Below are 21,269 nucleotides of genomic sequence, written 5' to 3'. Positions count from 1 at the left end.
ACCTTAGTGTCTTGCGCTATACGCCGACCTGAAAAAAAGTGTCGATTATGGATTCGGCACAGTTTTTTCACGTCGGCGTATCTCTTCAATATCCCCCAATCGGCCCCCTCTCCCTTTGGGAGAGGGCTGGGGTGAGGGGCTACTGCGGCATGCAACTTGCTGCGTTCCAGCCACCTCAAGGCTGGAAGATCTTATGCTCCACTCCCACCTCACCACCCTTAATGCCGTCTCGCTGATCCTCAACACCTTCAAAGCCGAAGGCCTGTCGAGCGAGGCGCTGCTCGCCGGTAGCGGCATCAGTGTCGCGGACTTGCACCGGGCCGACACGCGCATCACCACCAATCAGGAGATGCAGGTCTGCGCCAATGCGGTCGCGCTCAAACACGATATCGGTCTGGAACTGGGCCGGCGCATGCATGTTTCCTGCTACGGCATCCTCGGTTACGCCCTGCTGACCTGTGCCACCTTCGGTGACGCTTTGCGTCTGGCGATCCGTTATCCGGCGCTGTTGGGAACACTTTTCGAGCTGAGCCTGGAAGACGACGGCGAGCGCGTCTGGTTCGTCGCCGCCGACTATCGCGAGAGTCCGTCGATGGCGGTGTTCAATGCCGAGTTCTGCCTGGTGTCGTTGAAAGTCATTTGCGATGACTTGCTCGGGCATCCGCTGCCCTTGCTCGCGACGCGGTTCGAGTACGCCGCGCCGGACTATCGTGACAGTTACGCCGAGCACTTCGACAGCCCGCTGCACTTCGCCGCCAAGGACAACGCCTTTGCCTTCGACCGTCACTGGCTCGATCAACCGCTGCCGCTAGCCGATCTCATCACCCATCAAGCCATGACCGAACGTTGCCGCAAACAGAATCTTGAGTTCACCGGGCGTCAGGCATGGCTGGGGCGCATCCGCCAATTGCTCAGCGCCCAACTCAACGCCGCGCCGGGACTGGAAGGTCTGGCGCAGCAGATGAAGTGCTCGCCGCGCACCTTGCGCCGGCATCTCAAGGACATGGGCAGCAGCTATCAGGAACTGCTCGATGAACTGCGCTTCGAAAGGGCGAAGCAGATGTTGTGTGAGGACCAGTTGCCGATTTATCGCATCGCCGAAACCCTTGGCTTCAGCGAGACCGCGAGCTTTCGTCATGCCTTTGTGCGCTGGAGTGGTGTGGCTCCAAGCCAGTTCAGGGCCTGAAGAAGGGGCGAATTGCGGTCATGATTTTTGGCCAGATCCATCCCCTTTTGGCCTTTCCTGCCGTTCTCCGATTCGCTTCACGCCGCAACACTGTGGGCAACCGAATCAGCCCTGCGGAGAACAACAAATGCTGACGATCTACTCGGACGATCACCACCTGCACCATGGCCGCTGCGAACTCATCGATGGCCAGCTCAAGCCGTGTTTCGAGATGCCCTCGCGCGCCGACCATGTGCTGCAACGCGTGAAAAACCAGAACCTCGGCCCGGTCGAGGCACCGAAGGATTTCGGTCTGGAGCCGATCGCCCGCATCCACGGCCAAGACTATCTCGACTTTTTCAAAGGTGCGTGGGCGCGCTGGACTGAATTCAATACTGACGGTGACTTGCTGCCCTACACCTGGCCGGCGCGCACCCTGCGTGCAATCAAACCGTCCAGCCTGCACGGCCAGCTCGGCTATTACAGCTTCGACGGCGGTGCGCCGATCACCGCCGGTACCTGGCAAGCGGCGTACAGCGCGGCGCAAGTTGCGCTGACCGCGCAAGCAGAAATCCAGCGTGGCGCGCGCGCTGCCTTCGCCCTTTGCCGTCCACCGGGACACCACGCCGCCAGCGATCTGATGGGCGGTTATTGCTACCTCAACAACGCTGCCATCGCCGCGCAGGCCTTCCTCGATCAGGGCCACCAGAAGGTCGCGATCCTCGACGTCGACTATCACCACGGCAACGGTACCCAGTCGATTTTCTACGAGCGCAGCGACGTGCTGTTCACCTCGATCCACGGTCATCCGGAAGCGGAGTTCCCGTTTTTCCTCGGCTACGACGATGAGCATGGCGAAGGTGCCGGTGAAGGTTTCAACTTCAATTACCCGCTGCCCGCCGGCTCCGGATGGGACGTGTGGAGTGCGGCACTGGAACAGGCCTGCGACGAGATCGATCGCTACGGCGCCGACGTCATTGTCGTGTCGCTCGGCGTCGACACCTTCAAGGACGATCCGATTTCGCAGTTCAAACTCGACAGCCCGGATTATCTGGCGATGGGCAAGCGCATTGCCGCCCTTGGCAAACCGACGCTGTTTGTCATGGAGGGCGGTTACGCCGTGGAAGAAATCGGCATCAATGCGGTGAACGTGCTCGAAGGGTTCGAGCAATAAACGAATTTTAGCCAGACACACAACACCAGACCCGCCGGTGCGGGTCTTTTTTGGCCCGCGATATTTATCTACCGCACGCCTCCCGCCGCCTGCCTCTACCTTGCCCGGATTCGCCGCCATCCCGGCGCGCGCCCATCAGTGCAGGTGTTGCCAATGCCCGAAATCCCATCGCCCAGCGCCGTCGACGTCTTGACCCAACTGGTGACCGGCCCTTCGCTGCGAGAAGTCGCCTCGAAAACGTTGCGCCCGGCGCTCAAGACCTTGTATCCAGACCTGGAAATCGACCCACAGCTGGCCATGGTCGTGAGACCGACCTGGGTCATCGAGGTGGATGAGGTCGTCCCCGGTCGCCACCGGATCGAGTCGCTGACCGACACACTCGTGCGCCTGGGCCTCTCCGGCAGCACCGTGACGTACCTCGACGGCGAACATTATCTGACCTTGCAACCCGACCAATCCGCAGCCATCCAGCTGCCGGTAAAAATCAGCGCCGTCGGCAAACTGCTCAATCAACTGGCACCGCTGTTGTTCATTGCCTACAAGGAACAACAGGTCAATTACTGGGACGATTTCACCTACCCCGGGCAACCGCGCTGGCAGCAAATGTCACAAGCCCTGCGCAATCTGTGGGGCGTCGAGGCCAGTCCCGACTGGGATGCCGATCAGCGGGCCATAGTCGCTGCGGTTTACCAGCATCCAGAGAAAAATCAGCGCCTGCCCACCGACAAATACAAAACCCGCGCCTGTCTGATTGATCTGGACCGGGGCGAGGGCGACGAACAAAGCCATCTGACCCTGCTCGACACGGCGGTTCTGATTGGCACCGCCGACGAGCGCACGCTGATCATGACCCACTCGGTGATCCAGGGATTCGAGGCCTTCGACTCCCTGGATGAACTGGGCAAGGCCCTGCCGCGTCGCTACTGGAAAGAGGCCTCCGGCACCGGCTTGAAATGGCGACTGGTCGAACCGCAAGGCAATTTCTTCGACTATCAGGCCTGTACGTTGATTGCTCTGGAAGCCGACGCCCTCGGTGCGATCAATTTTTTCCAAGGCTCAAGCTTGAACGCGCTCTACCCGCACACCGGAACGGTCGGCGATCCTCGAGAACCGCCACCGCGACTCAAACCCAACATCGAACGCCTGCGTCCGATGCTGCCACCCTGGCTCGACAACGCAGCGCCTGCCGATCAGACCCGTTACAGCCGACATTTACTCGACCTGACCATGGTGCAACACACAAACAAGGGCAAATCATTCCAGAGCGAAGTCATCAGCCTGCAGGCGTTTACCCGCGATGCCTTGAAACAAGAGATGCTCAAGGATCATCCCAAGGCCGGCGAGGTGAGCATTGATGACATCGAAATCAGTATCACCAGTCTGGTGGTCTGGGGCACGTTTGTGTTGCCGGGCAATACCCAGACCCAGACGCTGTCGCTGATTGAACTCGCCCTGCAGAACCTTGCCGGGCAGCCACTGGGCAATAAAACCGTCCGTTACAAGGATGGCGGCACGTTGCCTGACTGGATGACCGCAAGCTATCTGGAACAACTGGTGCGTACTGTCGATATCGGCGAGAGCTACCCGGCGCACCTGAGAAACCTGCTGATCGAAGACACAGAGCAAGCCTTGGCACTGCGAGGGCTCTACACCAGCCAGTTGCCTATTGAACTGCCGCTCCTGGCGTTACAACACAAAATACAAGGCAAGGACGGCATCACCGAGCAGGGTTACCGCTATGTCGTTGCGGCGCTGTCCAGCACCGGCGATGAGCGTCATGTCGATCACGAAGAAATCGTCATTCGCCCGCTGGCGTTCGTTGCCCATCGCAGCCGCTCAGGAGCGGACACCGTCGAAAACATGTTTGTCATCGGCCCGCGCGACGCGGACCAAGGCCCGTGCGTACTGTATCGCCCACTGTTCGAGAGGGTGCTGATGCAGTTTCCCTCCCACGCCAACCTGCTTTACGAGATTCAGCAGTCTCGCCAGTTGTGCGAATCGGTCCTCGCCTGGTTGCCGGACGACGTGCGCTTCAACTACAGCCAGTTCGTCTTCACCGGCCGACTGCCTTCGGTATGGACGATCCCGCAATTGCTGGTCAACCCCACGACAGCCCTGGACATGTCCGGCCCCATCGCGCTGGGTAAGGCAGCCATTGAGCAGAATGTTCTGGCAACGCTGCACAACAGCAACGTCCAGGCCGTCATAACTCAAGCTGATCGGCAATCGGTTTCCGATGCGGAAGCGCGTTGGGCTTCGCTTAAAAGCGGTGGCTGGATGGTGTTCAACGCCGCTTTGCCATTCCTCGGACGCAGTGTCGGCACAGCCGCGTGGATCTGGCAGATCATGGACGACCTGCAAGAGGTCAGCGACGTCGCCAATGAACAATCCGGCAGGATCGCCTGGAGCGCGCTGACTGACATTCTTCTGGCGCTGGGCATGGTGCTGGCCCATCGTGCAGCGGTTGGCGAGGCACCGCGAAACGAATTGATAACAACCCAGGAACCCGCGCCGAGCGTAAAAACCGTTGCCGTGGTCACCCAACCCGTGCAGTTGGCGGACGTCTCCAGCAGCGCACTGCCCGGCCTTCACGAAATGTCGATCAATCCCTTTACCGCACTGAAACGATCTCCCACCGCACTGTCCCAGGTGCTCGACAGTTTTCAGGTCGCTAAACCCAGAGGGCTCGGCGAGGCGGCCAGCGAGGGCACGCATCAGCACCTCTACCCCCGCCAGAAACAATGGTTCGCCCCTGTGGGCATGCGCTGGTTCGAAGTCGTGCTCAATGAACACGCAGACGTGCAGATTGTCGACTCTCGTCAGCCAACGTTGCGTAAGGGGCCGATGCTGAGTCGCACCGCCAACGGACAATGGGTGATCGACCTTCGATTGCGTCTGCGCGGCGGCGGGCTCGACAGCGCCCTCAAAGTGGTCCAGGACATCAATGAAATGGACGCAAGCCAGTTGACTCGCGAGATCAGCGCGTTCGATTTGACGATGAAAGCCAAACAGGTCCAGCGTGATGCCGACCACACTGCGCTCAACGATGCACTACCGCCCGCCCGCGCGCAGGCCCGTCAGCGGTATCTGGATACGCTCGGCTCACAGCTCGAGGCGTACGGTACGAGCATCGAAAAGATCAAGGCGTTGAATAACAAAGAACCCATTATCAATTACCGCACCGTCATGATTCAGCGACTGGAGATGCAATTGTTTCTCGGGCAGGAATGGCTTGACCTGCATTCCACGGATTTCCAGGCAAACCTCAAAAGCATGCAAGCGATGCTGGCCGACGAAAGCCGTTTCGCCCCCGAGGTATTTATTCAGACCTTCGAGCGAATGAACGAGCAAACCCAGGCCATCATTGAAAAAATGGAGTCGGCCCAGAGCCGTTTTGAAGAACTGGCCTTGCTGGGGAAAAAAGCGGTCAAGGTCATCAATACCTACCGCAAGGCATTGCCCAAATACGATCTGGACGACCTCAAGCTGTTGCAGATCAGTCTCGGCCAGGAGATCTGCATCAAGGCCTGGAGCACGGCGACTGACGCCAACGCCCATCAGGCGCTGGGCGTCCTCATCGAGGATGCGGCACTGAATATCCAGAGCACGCTGAACCTGACCGCCGACGAAAGCCTGGACAGGCTGCGCGAACGCACGGATGCCTTGAACAAGGTTGCCGAACAATTTACCGCTGTCGACCAACGCTTTGGCGATCTGCTGATCGACTACGCCAACCAGATCAACACCGAACGGCTGGAGCATGTGCGCAGTCGGGTTATCGAGTTCAAGGCCCGCACGGATGTGAAGCTGGTCGAACTGCTGCGCTATAGTCACTTGCTGGAGCCGCAGCCCGGCCCATCCAGACGGGCCGCCAAATCGTCATCTGCGCGCCAGATCATCAAAACCAGATCCAGAGGCACGCTGGTCGGCGAACGCAAAAAGAGCCTCGAAGGCCGACAGAACGATCTGGTGGAAGTGCGCACCGTCCTGACGGGGGTCATCGCAACATTCAAGGAGGAGTCACCCGGCGTCTGGGTCGAGCAGCGCACCGCCAAACCCAAGCCACCCAAGACCAATCCCACTTTGAATATCGGTATCCGTGAAGGTCAGGCCCTGCTCGACGGTTTGGCAGCCTTCCACCGGCGTATCGAAGCCCAGCTCAAACGAGGACCACGGATTCCCGTCGAGATTGAAGAGCAATACCAGCGGCATGCCGCCACGTTGCGCGAAGCCAATGCGGCCATCGACGAAGCCTTGACCCGCAGTAACCTGACCGCCGATCTGAAGAGACCGACTGAAGCGCTCAGCCACAAACTTGACGAGGCTGCCAACGCCCTTGATGCAAAAGGCACCAGCACCCGGATCCGGATGGTCAAACAACAACCACCGACGGCGGCCGGGGTTCAGTGGCTGAAGGACATGGGCGAAGTGACGATTTCACAGACCGTGACTCGGCGTCGCCTCAAAGGTCAGGCCCGGGACTTTCTCGACGAATACGCTATAGGCGATGCCCATACCCACAAGGTGTTGTGTTACGCACATTTTCATTACAGCAGCGCGCAAGCACCGGTCACGCCGTTCCCGGTGGGCCATATGAAAACCGTTGCGCAACGGTTGATGGGCGGTGCCTACGAACCCCGCTTTTTGAATAATCAGGCGCTGATCAATATTCATCGCAGCGGCATTTCCGACAAGTCTGCGCGAGCGCTGTTTCTCACACCTGCCACGCCTGTCGCAACCGGGTCAGCGCCGAGTTGATCGCAGGCTCAGGCACGGCGGCGAAGCCCAGGACCAGTCCGGCACGCTGATCCAGCGGCGCCGTGGAATCCGGCAGCCAGTAACTGCTCAGACCATTGATCTCCACGTCGGCGCGGGCGGCTTGTTCGATCAATTGCCGCTCGCGTTCGATGCTGTCGACCGCCACGGTCAAGTGCAGTCCGGCCGAGACCGCAGGCAAATCGCCGACGCCGGCAATGACGCTTGGCCAGCCGTCGAGCAAGGCATTGCGCCGGCTCAGCGCAGCGCGGCGCATGCGCCGGATATGCCGCTGAAAATGCCCGGCGGCCATGAATTCGGCCATCACCGCTTGGGTACTGACCTCGGAATGGCGGACATCCACGGCCCGGCGTTGCGAGAATGCATCGACCAGCGCCGGGGGCAGCACCAGATAACCGAGGCGCAATGCCGGAAACGCGACCTTGCCAAAGGTGCCGACATACAGCACCCGGCCCTGTCGATCGAGTGCCGCCAACGGCGCCAGCGGTGCACCGGTGTAGCGGTACTCGCCATCGTAGTCATCCTCGACGATCCAGCCTTGGCAACGCTCGGCCCAGGCGAGCAGTTCCAGGCGTCGCGCCAAGCTCATCACCACGCCGGTCGGGTACTGATGTGAGGGAGTGACATACGCCACCCGACAATCCCCGGTGGCCGACAGCGCTGAGCAATCCATGCCCTCTTCATCCACGGCAATACCGTGCAAACGAGCCCCGGCCACAGCGAATGCATGACCAGCCGCGCGGTAGCCCGGATTCTCGATCGCCACAGCATCGCCCGGTTCCACCAGCAACTGTGCACAAAGGCTAATGCCCTGTTGTGCGCCGCTGGTGATCACAATTTGCTCAGGTGAACACTGCATGCCGCGTGAACTGCGCAGATAGGCGGCGATCATGGCGCGCAGACGCGCGTCGCCGGACGGATCGCCGTAACACAGTTGCTCCAGATCCGGTTTTCGCCAGAAAGCCGCATTCAGCTTGGCCCACACCTCGAACGGGAACAGATCAAACGCCGGAACACCCACCCTGAATGCTCGTGGCGGACCACTCGGTGGCCGGGCCAAATGGTTCTTTTCGATGCGCGAAAAACTATCGCTGTGGATAACTTTACTGGATGAAATTACAGGTAAATCCAGCCAATTTGTGGATAAGGCTGTGGGTAAGCCTGTTGAAAACCCTGTGGATACTTTTGTGGATAATTTTTTCGCAGGGCTCGCTACCGGCATCAATTGTGCGACGTAGGTGCCATCCCCTACCCGCCCTTCGATAAAGCCTTCGGCATACAGTTGATCGTAGGCGCGCACCACGCTGTTGCGGGAGATCCCCAACGCCGCCGCCAGATCGCGACTGGCCGGCAACCGCGTGCCACTCGCCAGCCGCCCGTCCAGTACCCGTAGGCGCAACGCCTGATAGAGCTGCCGACTCAAACCCTGGCGGCGATCAAGCTCGATACCCGCAGGGTTAAAGGGCATGGATAACGTTGGCGAATCGGGCATGGCAATGGACCTATGAAATTGGTCATCAATGGCTCTTACAACAGACCAATAGCCTGCCTACGATGCAGGCATTCGCCAAGGAAAATCTGTCCATGTACACGCCACGCGCCTTTGCCATCGAAGACCTGACACAACTGCACGAGCTGATTCTCGCCACCCGCCTCGCCATTCTGGTAACTCACGGCGAAAATGGCCTGCAAGCCAGCCATGTGCCGGTGCTGCTGCATTGCGAACAAGGTGACTACGGCACGCTGTACGGGCACTTGGCCCGCGCCAATCAACAATGGAAAGACCTGCGCGACGGCGCCGAAGCCATGCTGATTTTTGCCGGTGCCGACGCCTACGTCAGCCCGGGCTTTTACCCGAGCAAGGCCGAACACGGCAAAGTCGTGCCGACCTGGAACTACATCGCCGTGCATGCCTATGGCCACGCCGAAACCTTCAGCGACGGCGGGCGCCTGCTCGACATCGTCAGCACCCTCACCGACCGCCATGAAGCCGGCCGCGCACAACCGTGGTCAGTTGCCGATGCGCCCGCCGATTACATCGACGGCATGCTCAAGGCCATCGTCGGTTTCGCCATCCCCATCGACCGTCTCGAAGGCAAGCGCAAGCTCAGCCAGAACCGCAGCGCCGAAGACATTGCCGGCGTGCGCGAAGGCCTCGCTGCCAGCCCCGAAATCAACGATCAAAACCTCGCCCGATTGATGCGCTAAGGAAATCACCATGAGTCAGATCGACATTCGCCCGGCCAGCGCCGCCGACCACGCCGCTTGGCTGCCGCTGTGGCAGGCCTACCTGCGGTTCTACAACACCGAACTGCCGGAAGCTGTGACGCACAGCACTTGGCAGCGTTTTCTCGACCCAAGCGAACCGACCCACGCGGCATTGGCCTGGGCCGACGGTAAAGCCGTGGGCATGGTGCATTACATCTACCATCGCTCGAACTGGAGCATCGAAAACTCCTGCTACCTTCAAGACCTGCTGGTGATCCCCGAGACCCGTGGCACCGGCGTCGGCCGCCTGTTGATCGAACACGTCTACGCCACCGCCAAGGCTGACGGCTGCGGCAAAGTGCACTGGCTGACCCACGAATCCAACGCCACCGCGATCCAGCTCTATGAGCACATCGCCGAACGCCCGGGCTTCATCCAGTTTCGCAAAGCCATTTAAGGAGACGCGTACATGACCGCATCACTCGCTGACTGGAAAGGCGTCCCCGCCCCCACCGCCACATTGCTTGAAGGCCGTTTCATTCGCTTGGAAAGACTAGACCCGGCGCGCCACGGTGACGAGCTGTTCGCCGCCCTCGAAGGCCCCGGCGCCGACCCGAAACTCTGGGATTACTTGCCCTACGGCCCGTTCCCGGAACGCAGCGTTTTCGACGCTTGGCTGAACAACCACGCGGCCGCCAGCGACCCGTATTTCTTCGCTGTCATCGACCGCGCCAGCGCTCAGGTGCAAGGCATCCTCAGCCTGATGTCGATCGTCCCGGCCCAGGGCCGCATCGAGATCGGCCACGTCACCTTCGGCGCGCCAATGCAGCGCTCGTCGAGAAGCACCGAAGCGGTGTACCTGCTGGCCAAGCACTCCTTCGACCTCGGCTACCGCCGCCTCGAATGGAAATGCAACAACGGCAACGCCCGCTCCAAGTACGCCGCCGAGCGCTTGGGTTTCAGCTTCGAAGGCGTATTCCGCCAGCACATGGTGGTCAAAGGCCAGAACCGCGACACTGCGTGGTACTCGATTCTGGATGGCGAGTGGCCGGCGATTGCGGCAGGGTTCGAGCAGTGGCTGTCAGATGAAAATCAGACGCCCGACGGGCAGGTGAAAGGCTTGGTCGAATGCCGTAGTTAAATCGTCAAAGCAAAAGATCGTCCGAACGCGGCCCGAGCCTGCGGCAGCTCCTACACGGGATTGACGCTCATCCTGTAGGAGCTGCCGCAGGCTGCGATCTTTTGATCTATTTCAGCCTAGCTTTTGCGCCAGCACCGCAATGTGTTCCGGCCCGATCCCGCAGCATCCGCCCAAATGGCTCGCACCGCGCTGCTGCCAGTCAATCGCCCAGTGCAAATAACCCGGCGGATCCAGATCCTCGCGCAGCGGATCAAGTCCATCATTGGCCGTGGCTTCTTTTGGCTGCGGCGGAAACGCATTGGCGTAAGCACCAATGTTTATCTTCACCCCCAGACGCTCGAAGGTTGCACGCGCCGCATCAATCGCGCCACCAATCACTTCCGGCTGACTGCAATTGAACAACAACGTATCGACACCCAACTCAGCTGCCACCGCCGCCGCTTCGGCGACTGGCTCTCCAGAGCGCAGGCGCGGCACTTCATCGGTGTCTTCGTCCTTCAAGGTGAATGACAACCAGAACGGTTTGCCATCCTTCGGCAACCCGGCGCGAATGGCGCGCGCCTCGATGATCGAACTCTGGGTTTCCGCCAGCCACAGATCAACGTGCGGTGCCAGGCCATTGACCAAGGGCGCCAGCAACTCGGTCACTCGCGCGGCCTCGAACAGATCCGGACGATAAGAGCCAAACAGCGGCGGCAATGAGCCAGCTACCCGTACGAATTTTCCCGAGGACTGCACCGCGCGTCGCGCCAACTCACCGGCCAACGCGGCCAGCGCCTGCCCTTCAGCGGCGAAACGCGCTTCGCCAATATGGAACGGCACCACGGCATAACTGTTGGTGGTAATCACATTGGCGCCACTGGCGATGTAAGCGGCATGCACCGCCTCAACCGCTTGCGGCGCCTCGCTCAACGCCAGCGCCGACCACTCGGGCTGACGAAATGGCGCACCGGCGCGCTGCAACTCACGGCCCATGCCGCCATCGAGAATAATCGTGCTGCCTGCGCCCATATGCTTTTCACTCATATGCTTATGAAAATAACTCACTATCAGAGTCGTTCTTATAACTATTTAATACGCACCATTCCGTTAAAAACAACCTCTTTTTTACCCAGGGATCGACTGTGAAATTTAAACCGCTACTGGCCCTGGGCCTGACGATTCTGGCCGCTTCCACTCAAGCCTTCGCTGGCGCCACGCTGGATCGTATCGAGCAGAAAAAAGAGCTGGTCGGTGTGCTGATGGAAAGCTATCCACCGTTCTCGTTTCTCAATGACCAGAATCAGCTTGATGGCTTCGACGTTGATGTCGCCAAGGCTGTGGCTGACAAGTTAGGCGTCAAGCTACGACTGGAAACGCCGTCCTGGGACGTCATTGCCGCCGGCCGCTGGAGCGGTCGCTACGATATCTGCATCTGCTCGATGACGCCGAGCAAAGCCCGCGCCGAAGTGTTCGATTTCCCGGTCGAGTATTACGCTTCGCCAGCGGTGATCGTGGTCAACGCCAAGGATGAGCGGATTCACGATGCCAAGGATCTGAGTGGCAAAAAAGTCGGCCTCACCAGCGCGTCCAGTTACGAAAGTTATCTGAACAAAAACCTGGTCATTGAAGGCGCCGAAGACACGCAGTTGCAGTACCCGTTCGAAGACGTGCAGATCGCGCCGTACGATACCGACAACGTCGCCTTCCAGGATTTGGGCCTGGGCGCCGGCGTGCGCCTGGATGCGATCCTCACCAACCTCGTCACCGCGCAGCCACGTCTGAACCAAGACAAACGCTTCAAACTGGCCGGCGCGCCGCTGTACTCGGAGCCGAACTCGGTGGCCATCGAAAAGGGTGACGCGCAATGGGACGCCAAGGTGCGTGAAGTCTTCGCGCAACTGAAGCAGGACGGCACCCTGAGCAAGCTGTCGCAAAAATGGATCGGCGCTGATATCAGCCAATGACTTCTTTCCCGACACCTCCCCAGCCACCGCAACCGGTGGCTGAAACTCGCCTGCAACGGATGTTCGGTTTTCGTACGCGGCTGTACCTGACCTGGGCAGCGCTGTTCTGCCTGTTCGCCGGGTTCTTCCTGAGCTTCGACCTGAAGTTCTCGATCATCCTCGACAAACTGCCCAATCTGGTTGGCCTGCACCTGGCGCCCAACGGCTTCTTGCAGGGTGCAGCGCTGACGCTTTTCCTGTGTATGTGCTCGATTGTCGCCTCGTCCCTGCTGGGCTTCATCACGGCATTGGCACGTCTGTCGAAAAGCGCCGTGGCGTTCGGCATCGCCAGTTTTTACACCTCGTTCTTTCGCGGCACGCCACTGCTTATCCAGATCCTGCTGATCTACCTGGGCTTGCCGCAACTGGGTATCGTGCCTGGCGCCATTGTCGCGGGCATCATTGCCCTGTCGTTGAACTACGGCGCCTATCTCAGTGAAATCTTCCGCGCCGGCATCCTCGGGGTCGACCACGGCCAGCGCGAAGCTTCGCTGGCCTTGGGGATGCGCGAGACAGTGATTTTCTGGCGCATCACCCTGCCGCAAGCCATGCGCACGATCATCCCGCCCACCACCAACCAGTTCATCTCGATGCTCAAGGACTCGTCACTGATCTCGGTGATGGGCGTCTGGGAAGTGATGTTTCTCGCTCAGTCTTATGGGCGCTCAAGCTACCGCTACATCGAAATGCTGACGACGGCGGCGATCATCTACTGGCTGATGTCGATTGGCCTGGAGTTGATTCAGGCGCGGATGGAGCGGCATTACGGCAAGGCTTACGTGCGGCGGAGCTAGGGCGATCGGCACATTGCGGGCTGCGTCGGGTTTTAATTGATTTCTCGGCGAAGCCGCACGACGCCCATTTTCATCCCGAACAATCGGAATATTGAGTCCAACGACCTTAACGTTTGATTACCCTCAGCGTGCTCTATGTGTATCAACGTGCGGACCGAAATTTTGCACATCTTAGCGAATTGGATTTGATGCAGCCCTGTCACCTCCACTCGTAAACGGCGGACAGCTTCGCTGATTTCCAATGTCCCGTCGGCCAGCGCCTCTTGAATGCTTTCGATGAGCGCCATGCGTTCGAGAACTGTCATTACCATTTTCATCTCCAATCTTCGAGCGCCGCATAAGGCTCAATAAACATTAATGGCGCGGGGATTCATTGATGTGATTGCTTCGGCGTTTGAATCAAACTTACTGCACCTAATGAGAGGAGCAGGCAAAAAAACTGCAACAAAATGCAGAAATTAATATGTTTCAGCGCCGAAGATGCAAAACAATGCAGATCAACCACCGACATCATTCTGTAAAAACCCTTCGCTATACAGGACGCCCCGCTTATAACAAGAAGGCCGTCCGACCATGCCGTTCCCGCCCCAGCGTCTGTCCCTTGCCATTGCCCTGTTGATCGCTGCTACATCGGCAAACGCTAAAACCGTGCAGATCGACACCGCCACCACTGCAGCGCAAACGCTGGGTGGTAGCGACACGTTGACGATTTCGGCGCCGGGCAGCATCACCAACAGCGGCAAGGCCGTGAGCCTGAAAGACAAGACCAGCGGTGCGGGTGTGGTGATCGATAACGCCGGCAAAATCGTTTCCACCGGCGGCCGGGCCATCGACAGCAGCGGCGACCTGACCCAGGCGCGCAACTACACGATCAACAACCGCAGCGGCGGGCAGATTCTCGGCGCCAACGACGCTTTGCGCATCGACAGTAACTTTATCAGCGGCAGCCTGTTGATCGACAACAGCGGCATCATTCGTTCGACCACCGGCCAGGGGCTGGACCTCGATGCGCTGCGCAGTGACGGCGTTAAGACCACCATTATCAACCGTGCCGGCGGACTGATTCGCGGCGACGCCAGCGACGGCATGAAGACCGGTGCCAACGCGACCATTACCAACTACGGCGAGATCTCCACCGGCGATTCGCACAATGCCGACGAGAAGTTCGACGGCATCGACATCGATTCCGCAAGCGGTGTCAGCGTGACCAACTACGGAGTGATTTCCGGCGGCCGCCATGGCATCACTACCGACCTTGGCGCGACGCTGATCAACTACGGGCAGGTCACTGGCCGCAATGGCTCAGGGTTCGGTTCCGACGGCGATGGCACGGTGATCAACCACGGCACCATCACAGGCGCTTACTCAGGCTTGCAAGCGAACGGTGACGGCGATGGCGTGGACATCGACAAGATCGCCCACATAGAAAACTACGGGACCATTCAGGGCGTCGGTGCCGGCGGCGTGGACAAGGGCGGGTTCGCCAACGGCAGCGAAGGCATTGCCTTGGGTGGCGGCTACATTCTTAACGCCAAGGACGCTCTGATCAGCGGCGCCGACAGCGCCATTCTGGTCGACGATGGCAGCGGCGGTTCGGGGCTGGCGGCTACCACTCTGGAGAACTTCGGCACCATTCAAGGCCTCAACGGGTTCGGCGTGAAATTCGTCGGCGAGTTCGCCGACAGCGTCATCAACGGCGGTACGATCAGTGGCAGCAATGGCCTGGCGCTGGACCTGGGTGGCGGCAATGACAGCCTGACCTTGCGCAATGGTAGTCGCTTCGTCGGTGTTGTCGACGGCGGTAGCGGTTATGACCGAGTGGTGATGGATGACGCGGCCGGTGGCAGCTTCGGCGCCAGTCGCAACTTCGAATGGCTAGAGGTCAAGCAAGGTGCCTGGACGCTGACCGGCCATGACGATTTCAGCGATGGCGGCGCAGTGCGCAACGGCGCGACACTGCTCAACCAAGGCAGCATCGCCGGTAACCTGAGCGTTGACGCCGGCGGTGTGTATGCCGGTGGCGGTTCGGTGGGCAGCCTCAACGTCAACGGCACATTGCGCACCGACACCAGCCTCGGTCGCGCAACCATCGTTCGCGATTTGAACATGGGCAGCACAGCCACTCTCGCCTACGGCGTCAATGCCGATGGCAGCAGCGCGCCGGTACAGGTCGGCGGCATCGCCAATCTCAATGGCGCAACGCTCGCGGTGAATACCGGCAGCGGCACGTATCCATGGCAGAGCCATTACACCGTGCTGCAAGCGGCGCAGGTCAACGGCACCTTCGGCAAAGTCACCAGCGACTATGCGTTCCTCACGCCGACCCTCGCCTACACGCCCACCCAGGTCGACCTGACCTACACCCGCAATGACGTGGCCTTCAATGCGTTCGCCGCGACCGGCAACGGTACAAACGCCGCCAACAGCCTCGCCTCAATCGGCAAAAACAGTGCGCTGTACAACGCCTTGCTCAATACCAGTCAAAGCAGCGCCGGCGCGGCAATCGAGCAACTGGCCGGTGCCAGCAACGCCAACCTGACCAGCGCCACCCTCGGCGCCAGCAGTCAAGTCGGCAGCAGCATGCTCTCGGCCATGCAGCAAATGGCCGGCAGCCCGGGACTGATGGTCGGTCTCGATCAGCGCGACACACCCGTGCTGGCGGCCAATGGCGTGCCCTCCGAGGCGCGCAATCTGAATGATCCGAACGCGCGCGGGCGGCTCTGGCTGCAAGGCATCGGCGGCTTCGGCAAGCTCGATGGCGAGCACGGCAGCAGCGGTCTGGAACAACGCACCAAGGGCAGCGTGCTGGGCGTCGACTGGGCTCTAAATCCGGCGTGGCGCCTGGGTGTACTGGGCGGCTATTCGAAAACCGATCTGGATGCGACCGGCGTCGACGGCAACGTCGAGAGCTGGCACGCCGGTGTCTACGCGCTGCATCAAAAAGGCCCGATCTCGCTGCGTCTGGGAGCGGCGTACAGCGGCCATCAAGGTGAAAGCAAACGCACCATCGCCTTCAATGGTTTCAGCGACCGTCCGAAAGGCGACTACGACGCCGACAGCCAGCAAGCCTTCGCCGAACTCGGCTACGCCATGGGCAGTGGCCGCCTCAGCGCCGAGCCGTTCGCCAGCCTCGGTTATCAGCGCTACCACCGCGACCGTTACCAGGAAAAAGGTGGCGCCGCCGCATTGCAAGTCGAGAGCCAGACCCAGGACAACTTCAGCAGCACCTTCGGCCTGCGCCTGGCGCACTTGAGCAGCCTGGACAACGGCATGAGCGTGACGCCGCGCATGGCTGCTGGCTGGAAACACACTTACGGCGATGTCGGCAGCTCGACGCGTCAGGCGTTTGTGACTGGGGGCACGGCGTTCAGTGTCGATGGCAGCTCGCTGGATCGTGACAGTCTGGTGCTGGAAGCCGGGCTGGACGTGGGGATTTCTGCGCGGCACACGTTGGGTGTGGGATACAGCGGCGAGATCGGCAGCAACAGCCGTAATCACGGGTTGATTGGTCAGTGGCAAATGAGTTTTTGAGGGTTGAACAGCCGGCGGGGTCTTGAATGGTTGTAGGAAAAGGGGCCGCTGCGGCCGAGTAAAAATCCTGGTTGCGGATCTCGCGGTTATTTTCTACAAAACGATGCGATGTCGCCTGCAAGCGTGCGGGAAGCAGCCGACATCGGATTTTTTGGGGCATCAATAGAGTTGGGGCTTCTTCCAAAGAAAGGCTCAACCCGATGCTCACTCAACACATATTCAAACCAAAACACTTGGCTTTGGCCATTTCGCTGGCTCTGGGTTGCGTAGCGTTCGCCAACGCTCAGCAACCCTCTGAAATCGCTGATTCACCCGCAGTAATGGATACTGCAGAATCGTCCGAAACCAGCCATAAAGAAATGGCGCTTGAACGACTCAGGGCATTTCTCACTGCCCCGAGTACGGTGCCCATCGCTTTTGAAACCCCTGAAAAGACTTTTAAAGGTACCGCTGTAAACGATCTGATCACCCTCGCGGACGGCGCAAGCTTTACGGGACTGCTGGATGGAGGCGAGGGGGATAACGTTCTGTTTCTGAATGCCGCTGAAGGCGGAGAGTTGAAAGACACACGTAATTTCAACGGTCTATTTCTCGCTCGAGGAGCCTGGACGTTGAGTTCCAGGGGAGACTTCAAGGAAGGCGTGCTGGTGAACAGCGGTACCGCTCTGACCAACCTGGGTAGCATCATGGGCGACGTCTATGTCGAGAGGGGGGGCAGCTTTGCAGGTAAAGGTGCGGTGGGAGACCTGGAGGTCGCCGGCCTGCTCACCGTCAATGGAGTGCTAGGCAGCCCGCGCGTGAAAGGCGATTTGCGCTTGTCGCCAAGCGCCGAACTGGCTTATGAGGTTACTCCCAGTGGCAGTCAAACGATCAAGGTCGATGGCACCGCCAGGCTGGAAGGTGCAACCCTGAACGTCGTTGCCGTTCCAGGGGAGTATCCGCAAAGCCGCCAGTACAAAATCATCGAAGCCGGCAAGATAGAAGGTGAATTCGGTAAGGTCCTTAACAACCTCGCTTTCATGACCGCCACACCTCAATACAACAAAAAGTCTGTCGGGCTGACTTACGCCCGTAACGGTGAACCGCTTGCGAGTGTTGCCACGACGGACAATGGTCGTGCAGTTGCCGACAGCATTGTCGAACCACCAGTGCCTACGCCTTCAACGACGCCAACGCCATTGACTGCGTCTGCACCGGTTCCGGTTCCGGTTCCGGTTCCGGTTCCAGTTCCAGTTCCAGTTCCAGTTCCGCCTTCAGCGTCGACTCCCGTTGCAGAGTCCGCACCATCGCCAATGCAGGACGAACCTCTGATTGCGCAAGTTAACGAGACCGCCGAACAGCCCGCTCCTGCGCCACTAAAACCTGCAAACGCGGCAGTCGCCGCACTCCTGACCAGCGACAAAACCACCGCCCCCCTCGCCATCGAACAACTCGCCGCCGGCAGCAACGCCAACCTCGCCAAAGCCACGTTGAGCAGTATCACCCCCGTGAGCGCGAGCATGCTCTCGGCCATGCAACAACTCAATAGCCGGTACGGTTCAGCCTACGGTTCCGGCAACTCACCGCGTCAGGCCGCCGGCGGCGCCGATTCCGGGCGGGTGTGGATTCAGGCGCTCGGCCATGGCGGCAAGGTTGACCGCGAGTTCGACAGCACCCTGAAACACGCGACCCAAGGTCTGGTCATGGGCGCCGACTGGCGGCTCGATGAGCAATGGCATATCGGCCTGATCGGCGGGAAATCGCAGACCAGACTCGATGCCCGGCAATACGATGGCGACCTCGACAGCTGGCACCTCGGTGCCTACGCAGTGCGTCAGGACGGACCGTTCTCACTGCGTCTCGGGGCGACCTATGCCAGCCATGACGGCGACAGCAAACGTCGTGTGGCCTTCAACGGGTTCAGCGATCGCCTCAAGGGCAACTATGACGCCAACACCCAGCAAGCCTTTGCCGAACTGGCGGTCAATATTGGCCGGCACAACGCGACGCTCGAACCGTTCGCCAGCCTTGGCTATCAGCGCTACCAGCGCGACAGCTACAGCGAAAAAGGTGGGGATGCGGCGCTGAAGGTCTTCGGGCAAACCCGCGACAACCTCAGCAGCACCTTCGGCCTGCGCACGGCAAAAATCACTCGACTGGATAACGGCATGACGCTGACGCCGCGATTCAGTGCCGGCTGGAAACACACCTTTGGCGAGATTGAAAGCGACACCCGCCAGCAACTGGTCAAGGGTGGCAAACGGTTTGAAGTTGCCGGTGCCGCGCTGGATCGAAACAGCCTGTCGGTGGATGCCGGACTCGATCTTGGGCTGTCAGCCAATCACTCCGTCGGCGTTGGCCTTACCGGTGAAATGGCCACTGACAGCCGCACCCACGGCGTGATGGGCCAATGGCGCATGGCGTTCTGACTGACACAACATTCTTTGTAGGAGCTGCCGAAGGCTGCGATCTTTTGATCTTGTTTTATGAACTCCAAACAACATCAAAAGATCGCAGCCTTCGGCAGCTCCTACAGGATGAAAAAACGCAAAAAAAAGGGGAGCACATGCCCCCCCGAGGTTTAAAGCGTTGGATCGCGGCCGTTATCTCAGCCTTCGATCTCGATCAGAATTTCACCCGGATTGACCCGATCACCCTTTGCCACATGGATCGCAGTGACCTTGCCGGCAATCGCTGCCTGGACTTCGGTTTCCATCTTCATCGCTTCGGTGATCAACACAGCCTGGCCGGCCTTGACGGTGTCGCCCTCCTTGACCAGTACATCGACGATGTTGCCCGGCATGGTGGTGCTGACGTGGCCCGGTGCCGACGCCTGCTTGCGTTTGCTGCTGCCACCGCTGACGAATTCATTGAGCGGTTCGAACACCACTTCTTCCGGCATGCCGTCGATGGACAGGTAGAAGTGACGCTTGCCCTCTGCCTTGACGCCAACACCGGTGATGTCGACGCGGTAGGTTTCGCCGTGGACATCGATGACGAACTCGGTCGGAACGCCTTCGCCGCCCGCTTTTGTCACTCCGCCAGCTTCAGGAATCGGCAGCAGCACTTCAGGGGTCAGGGTGCCAGCGGCACGCTCTTCAAGGAACTTGCGGCCAATGTCCGGGAACATGGCGAAGGTCAGCACGTCTTCTTCGGACTTGGCCAGTGCGCCGATGTCGGCACGTAGCTTGGTCATTTCCGGCTTGAGCAGATCGGCTGGACGCACGTCGATGACTTCTTCGCTGCCGATGGCCTGACGACGCAGTTTTTCGTTCACTACGCCCGGCGCTTTGCCGTAGCCGCCCTGCAGGTAGAGCTTCACTTCGTTGGTGATGGTCTTGTAACGCTCGCCGGCCAGCACGTTGAAAAACGCCTGGGTGCCGACAATCTGCGAGGTCGGGGTCACCAGCGGCGGGAAGCCGAGGTCTTCACGCACACGCGGGATTTCCGCCAGCACTTCGGCCATGCGGTTCAGGGCGCCCTGCTCTTTCAGCTGGTTGGCGAGGTTGGAGATCATCCCGCCCGGCACCTGGTTAACTTGCACACGGGTGTCGACGGCGGTGAATTCGCTTTCGAACTGGTGGTACTTCTTGCGCACGGCGTAGAAGTACAGGCCGATCTCTTGCAGCAGTTCGAGGTTCAGACCGGTGTCGTACTCGGTGCCCTTGAGCGCGGCGACCATCGACTCGGTGCCCGGGTGGCTGGTGCCCGAAGCGAAGCTGGAGATCGCGGTGTCGATGTGGTCGGCACCGTTCTCGATCGCCTTGAGCTGGCACATGGTCGCCAGACCGGCAGTGTCGTGGGAGTGGATGAATACCGGCAGCGACTGCTCGGCTTTCAACGCACGAACCAGTTCGCCGGTGGCGTACGGGGTCAGCAGACCGGCCATGTCCTTGATCGCCACCGAGTCGCAACCCATGGCTTCCATTTGCTTGGCTTGTGCCACAAACGCGTCGATGGTGTGCACCGGGCTGGTGGTGTAAGCGATGGTGCCCTGGGCATGTTTGCCGGCCGCTTTCACCGCTTCGATGGCCACGCGCAGGTTCCGCACGTCGTTCATCGCGTCGAAGATGCGGAACACGTCGATGCCATTCACCGCAGCCTTGGCGACGAAGGCTTTGACCACGTCGTCGCTGTAGTGGCGATAGCCGAGCAGATTCTGCCCGCGCAGAAGCATTTGCAGACGAGTGTTAGGCAGTGCCGCGCGCAGTTGGCGCAGACGCTCCCACGGATCTTCCTTCAGGAAGCGGACGCAGGCGTCGAACGTCGCGCCGCCCCAGCATTCCAGCGACCAGTAGCCGACTTTGTCGAGCTTGTCGCAGATCGGCAGCATGTCTTCGGTGCGCATGCGGGTGGCGAGCAGCGATTGGTGAGCGTCGCGCAGGATGGTATCGGTAACGAAGATCTTCTTAGTCATTGGTATCTCCTCATAGCGGCAAGCTTCAAGCTAAAAGCTGCAAGAAAAAGCCAATCTGCTTTTACTTGCCGCTTGCAGCTAAAAGCTCGCAGCTGTTTC

General features: G+C 59.9%; 14 protein-coding genes. 10 read left to right on the top strand and 4 right to left on the bottom strand.

Annotation, left to right across the window (positions count from 1 at the left end; translation table 11 throughout):
* Positions 1-193 precede the first annotated feature (193 nt).
* The 3 genes from ACI514_RS25840 to ACI514_RS25830 all read left to right on the top strand — a co-directional run bounded on the left by ACI514_RS25840 (position 194) and on the right by ACI514_RS25830 (position 7,097).
* Positions 194-1,186 carry an AraC family transcriptional regulator gene (locus tag ACI514_RS25840; RefSeq protein ID WP_160059966.1) on the top strand — a complete coding sequence of 331 codons (993 nt, stop codon included), beginning with the start codon at positions 194-196 and terminating at the stop codon, positions 1,184-1,186.
* Between the two features lie 127 nt (positions 1,187-1,313).
* Entirely contained in the window at positions 1,314-2,339 is a 1,026-nt protein-coding gene (locus ACI514_RS25835) for a histone deacetylase family protein (RefSeq protein WP_405122634.1), read from the top strand.
* Positions 2,340-2,492: 153 nt separating this feature from the next.
* Complete coding sequence (locus tag ACI514_RS25830; protein WP_405122633.1) at positions 2,493-7,097, top strand: dermonecrotic toxin domain-containing protein; 4,605 nt, start codon at positions 2,493-2,495, stop codon at positions 7,095-7,097.
* On the opposite strand, the gene ACI514_RS25825 is transcribed toward ACI514_RS25830, so the two are convergent.
* Positions 7,054-8,607 (bottom strand): PLP-dependent aminotransferase family protein, encoded by a 1,554-nt coding sequence (locus ACI514_RS25825; RefSeq protein ID WP_405122632.1) that lies wholly within the window; start codon positions 8,605-8,607, stop codon positions 7,054-7,056. The two genes, ACI514_RS25830 and ACI514_RS25825, sit on opposite strands and share 44 nt — an antisense overlap.
* A 92-nt stretch (positions 8,608-8,699) precedes the next feature.
* On the opposite strand from ACI514_RS25825, the gene ACI514_RS25820 reads away from it, so the two are divergent.
* Genes ACI514_RS25820 through ACI514_RS25810 form a run of 3 tightly spaced genes read left to right on the top strand, consistent with a single transcriptional unit; the run spans position 8,700 to position 10,464 of the window.
* A complete protein-coding gene (locus ACI514_RS25820; protein WP_160059970.1) occupies positions 8,700-9,323 on the top strand; it encodes an FMN-binding negative transcriptional regulator in 624 nt (207 codons plus the stop codon).
* Positions 9,324-9,333: 10 nt separating this feature from the next.
* Positions 9,334-9,780 (top strand): GNAT family N-acetyltransferase, encoded by a 447-nt coding sequence (locus tag ACI514_RS25815; protein WP_405122631.1) that lies wholly within the window; start codon positions 9,334-9,336, stop codon positions 9,778-9,780.
* Between the two features lie 12 nt (positions 9,781-9,792).
* Positions 9,793-10,464 carry a GNAT family N-acetyltransferase gene (locus ACI514_RS25810; protein ID WP_160059972.1) on the top strand — a complete coding sequence of 224 codons (672 nt, stop codon included), beginning with the start codon at positions 9,793-9,795 and terminating at the stop codon, positions 10,462-10,464.
* A 111-nt stretch (positions 10,465-10,575) separates the two neighbouring features.
* Here the strand turns inward: ACI514_RS25810 and ACI514_RS25805 are convergent, their stop codons facing one another.
* Positions 10,576-11,475 carry a homocysteine S-methyltransferase family protein gene (locus tag ACI514_RS25805; protein ID WP_405122630.1) on the bottom strand — a complete coding sequence of 300 codons (900 nt, stop codon included), beginning with the start codon at positions 11,473-11,475 and terminating at the stop codon, positions 10,576-10,578.
* Positions 11,476-11,588: 113 nt separating this feature from the next.
* On the opposite strand from ACI514_RS25805, the gene ACI514_RS25800 reads away from it, so the two are divergent.
* A complete protein-coding gene (locus ACI514_RS25800; RefSeq protein WP_160059974.1) occupies positions 11,589-12,410 on the top strand; it encodes an ABC transporter substrate-binding protein in 822 nt (273 codons plus the stop codon).
* Entirely contained in the window at positions 12,407-13,243 is an 837-nt protein-coding gene (locus ACI514_RS25795; RefSeq protein ID WP_160059975.1) for an amino acid ABC transporter permease, read from the top strand. The genes ACI514_RS25800 and ACI514_RS25795 overlap by 4 nt, the downstream gene beginning before the upstream one ends.
* Before the next feature lie 32 nt (positions 13,244-13,275).
* Here ACI514_RS25795 and ACI514_RS25790 read toward each other — a convergent pair whose 3' ends face one another.
* Positions 13,276-13,554: a transcriptional regulator gene (locus ACI514_RS25790; RefSeq protein ID WP_127930287.1), complete on the bottom strand. Its 279-nt coding sequence runs from the start codon at positions 13,552-13,554 to the stop codon at positions 13,276-13,278.
* A 262-nt stretch (positions 13,555-13,816) separates the two neighbouring features.
* Here ACI514_RS25790 and ACI514_RS25785 point away from each other — a divergent pair, with 262 nt between their 5' ends.
* Both ACI514_RS25785 and ACI514_RS25780 read left to right on the top strand, forming a co-directional pair.
* A complete protein-coding gene (locus ACI514_RS25785; protein WP_160059976.1) occupies positions 13,817-16,774 on the top strand; it encodes an autotransporter domain-containing protein in 2,958 nt (985 codons plus the stop codon).
* 200 nt (positions 16,775-16,974) lie between these two features.
* On the top strand, positions 16,975-19,182 hold the full coding sequence (locus tag ACI514_RS25780; protein WP_405122629.1) for an autotransporter domain-containing protein: 2,208 nt from the start codon (positions 16,975-16,977) through the stop codon (positions 19,180-19,182).
* 179 nt (positions 19,183-19,361) lie between these two features.
* On the opposite strand, the gene oadA is transcribed toward ACI514_RS25780, so the two are convergent.
* A complete protein-coding gene (gene oadA / locus ACI514_RS25775) occupies positions 19,362-21,170 on the bottom strand; it encodes a sodium-extruding oxaloacetate decarboxylase subunit alpha (RefSeq protein ID WP_160059978.1) in 1,809 nt (602 codons plus the stop codon).
* Positions 21,171-21,269: the final 99 nt, after the last annotated feature.

The organism is Pseudomonas sp. M20 (assembly GCF_045037865.1).
In the GTDB taxonomy this organism is placed as follows: Bacteria; Pseudomonadota; Gammaproteobacteria; order Pseudomonadales; family Pseudomonadaceae; genus Aquipseudomonas.
The sequence above is the reverse complement of the archived record's forward strand: the minus strand, read 5'-3'. Positions and strand labels throughout refer to the sequence as shown.